Raw genomic sequence first — 3871 nt, forward strand, 5'->3', positions numbered from 1 at the left:
CTCATCCGGGATTAGCAGAAGTTTCCTTCTGTTGTCCCAGACCTGAAGGCAGATTCTCACGCGTTACTCACCCGTCCGCCACTANTACCACACCAACTAGCTAATCAGACGCGAGCTCATCTCCAGGCAATTAATCTTTTACCCAAGGGCTCATCCGGGATTAGCAGAAGTTTCCTTCTGTTGTCCCAGACCTGAAGGCAGATTCTCACGCGTTACTCACCCGTCCGCCACTAGCTCCGAAGAGCCCGTTCGACTTGCATGTGTTAAGCAGACCGCCAGCGTTCATCCTGAGCCAGGATCAAACTCTCCATGATGTTTGTTTGACTCATTTTTTTTCTCTTTGTCTGTTGACAAGGAGAATGTTTTTGTTTATTTTAGGACTCAGAACTATATATTCTTTGTCCTGATTGTTTATAACAAGGACTTAATAGAAGTAGTGCTGTTGTTAAACTTTCAAACTATTGAGTTGTCTAGGTTCAGGCGCTCGGTTTGAGATTCGTTTGTGTTCGTTTCTCTCTCCGGCACATTTACTAATCTAGCAACTCTATCTTGATGTGTCAACCCCTTTTTTCAAATTTTTTCCGGAAATAGATGATTTGACTGAGAATAAATAAATTGCATTGATTATCTGGCAAGCATTTCAGGAATTTCAAATTTTACAAAAAAATATTCAGACTGACTTTGAAAGTTAAGCAAATAATGTCCATTTTATGCGTTAAAAATAAATTCATACTAATTATTTGAAAAATATTTATACCTAAAACTATAAAAATATAGGATAACAAAAAATATACTTTTTTTATTGAGATAGCGGTTGTAAAAATATTAGAAAAAATAGTACAGCGCTACGCGCTAGGGAATAGTAAATTGTCAAAGGGTTTTCCTACGGAATGCTGCGCAAACAGGATTTAGAAATGTCCTAACCTTAATGCGTAGGGCTATAAAGATTTTTGAGTATTACCGTTTGGACTCTATGCCCTAACTCTCAAGCAAAAAACTTTTTTTAGAAAGCCATCTCAAGGTTTTGACATTCTATATATGTGTATCTATCTATCCCTATATCTATTAATGGTTAATTAGTTAGGACATTCTTGGCTCATAGGCCATGTTTACAATCTCAAACGAGAATATTCAAAATTCCCAACCTCTCTCTCCAAATGGGATAGTGTATAACTTTTAATTCCACCATTTACCGCTTACCAGTAGTTATATATATTTAGATTCACTATATCCTTAGCTCTGATGATTGATTAAAAGCTATTAGTTTTGCAGCTTTATTTCTATAAAGAGAGAGTCCAAGGTATTACCTTGAATAACCCTAAAATTAAAATTAAAATCACTATCTATACCTAGATGAGAGGAATTTGAGTTCCCTGATTACTGTTACGAAAGTTGTCCCAATTAATGGTATGAGCTAAAATGGCCTAAGAATGTTATTCTAGGTACAGCCAATCTATTAAGTATCAGGACTTTTGGTGAATGAAAAATTACGCTTCTATTGCCATTGGTATCAATCAATACGAGTTTCTTGAGCCTCTTAGTTATGCGCAACAAGATGCAGAGGCACTGCATAATTTTTTACTGAACGAAAGAAATTTTTCAGCAGAACAATGTTTAGTATTAAGTGACAATACTTCAATACCAATATGGGAACAGCCAACCTATCCTAGTAGAGAAAATATAATAGATATTATCGAAGGTTTTTGTCAAAAGGAATTGCAAGTAGAGAATTGTCTCTGGTATTTTTTCAGTGGTTATGGTGTGAGCTATCAAAATCAAGACTACCTGATGCCTATTGATGGTAATCCAACAAACCCTGAAGCTACAGGAATATCAATAAGAAAACTACTAGAAGATTTGAGTAAGTCTCCTGTAGAAGAGGTTTTGGTTATGCTAGATATTAAGCATAGCCGTTTGACGGGAATGGACAATCAACTCGGTGTTCAAGCATTAGAGTTAGCTAAAGAGTTAGAGATACCACTGTTACTATCATGTCATCCTAACCAAGTTTCAGAGGAAACTTCTGCACTACGCCTAGGATTTTTTACAGCAGCTCTTTTAGAAGGATTAAATTCTGGAAAATGTACAACACTCAAAAATCTTGATAATTTCTTAAGTAGTCGTTTACCAGAATTATGTACTGAATATCTAAGACCAAAGCAAAATCCCCTGATGATGGTAAATCCTACTGATAAAATGAATCAGATAATCTTACCTCAAAAAATTAGGGTTGATTCTAACTCTGATCCAGAAAAAGCCAGAACAACAAAACAAGTTTCAAATCCTATAAAAACTTCTATGACAACAAAAAATACCCAAACAGAGATGGTAAATGGGAATATGAATAATAATACAGTTGCATCTCAAGTAAATAGCCAAAATAATATAAAAAAAGTAGAAATGTCTGAAAATATTGCTCAAAATATCCAGTCTGATAAATCCTTTTTGCAAAAGTTAATTGTAGGAAGTAGTCTTACTTCTTTAGTCTTACTATTAGGTGTATTTTTAACAAATAAGTCTATATTTTTCAGTAAACAGATAGTGGGTGAAGGTAATTTACCTACTATGAAAACAGAGGAAGATAACTCATCAGAAGCAACTTTACCACCATCACCTGTAGTATCTGGTTCAAAAAATCAATCTACGGCAAACACTTCTAGTACAACAGGGAATGAGCAAAAACAAGAAGAAAGTCAACTCTCAGCAAATCAATTAATATTATCTGAAGCTGTAACTGTACTTAATTCAATTTCAGCCTCTAGTTTTAGTCGGGCAATTATTAAAGCTTCTGAAATTCCTCAAAGCGATCCAGTCTACCCTGAAGCACAAAATCATATAGAACGTTGGAGTTTAACTATTCTTGATATAGCTAGTGGACGAGCTTTGAAAGGAGATTATGATGGTGCAATTAATGCGGCTAAATTAGTACCTCGAAATATTAGACCAATTTATCAAGAGGCACAGTTGGCCATCGGCTCATGGGAACCACAACTAGCTCAACAAAAAAAAGCTAATGAAGGGTTTAATGAAGCATTACTTACATCTGCGAAGGAACAGATTCAACCTGGACAAGCTTCTTCTTATATTAAAGCAATTAATGAAGCTCGTAAAATTCGCTCTGGTGAGCCTCAATATGAAGAAGCTCAAAAGTTGATTGCTCAGTGGAGTAATACAATTTTTAGTATTNCTTACATCTGCGAAGGAACAGATTCAACCTGGACAAGCTTCTTCTTATATTAAAGCAATTAATGAAGCTCGTAAAATTCGCTCTGGTGAGCCTCAATATGAAGAAGCTCAAAAGTTGATTGCTCAGTGGAGTAATACAATTTTTAGTATTGCGACAGTACGAGCCAAGAATAAAAACTTGAGTGAGGCTATTTTGGCTGGTGAGTTAGTTCCTTCTGGAACGCCAGCTTATGAGTCTGCTCAAAAAGCACTGGCAGATTGGAAAAGTCAAATACAAACTAAGAAAAAAAATTAAATAAAAATATATAGATCATAACTTTAGAATCTATATTTTAAAAGACAGAAGCATAACTTTAGGTATACCCAACCCAAAACGATAAAAGCCGATGGATAAATTAACCCTTAACGGGAGAAAATTAAAATCGGGTATATAGTTGATTAATATCATTTCCGTTGGTATCGTTTGTGTAAAAGTTGGGGAAATATCTACCGCCATATAAGGTTTTTCCTTCTCTTAAAGCTTCTCTCCTAGATAACTAAAGCCTTCTCTCCTAGTGGGACTTACACAACTTAACTGGCCAAATTAGACTATAATGCTTGGTCTACAATAATTTTACGTCTCCCGCGATCGCGGAATCTATGAAAGAAACAACCCCTACTGCAATGCCCCCTTGCGCGTGAAAGG

Annotated in this window: 1 protein-coding gene and 1 rRNA gene; one reads left to right on the forward strand and one right to left on the reverse strand. The window is 35.5% G+C overall.

Going from position 1 to position 3871, the window contains the following annotated elements; genetic code table 11:
- Positions 1 to 314, reverse strand: a 16S ribosomal RNA gene (locus AFK68_RS06820); the annotation flags it as partial.
- A gap of 1165 nt (positions 315 to 1479) precedes the next feature.
- Here AFK68_RS06820 and AFK68_RS06825 point away from each other — a divergent pair.
- The coding region (locus AFK68_RS06825) for a caspase family protein (RefSeq protein ID WP_210407273.1) at positions 1480 to 3186 on the forward strand (1707 nt) is incomplete at its 3' end.
- Between the last annotated feature and the right edge of the window lie 685 nt (positions 3187 to 3871).

It is taken from the genome of Hydrocoleum sp. CS-953 (genome assembly GCF_002260545.1).
Classification (GTDB): domain Bacteria; phylum Cyanobacteriota; class Cyanobacteriia; order Cyanobacteriales; family Microcoleaceae; genus Trichodesmium.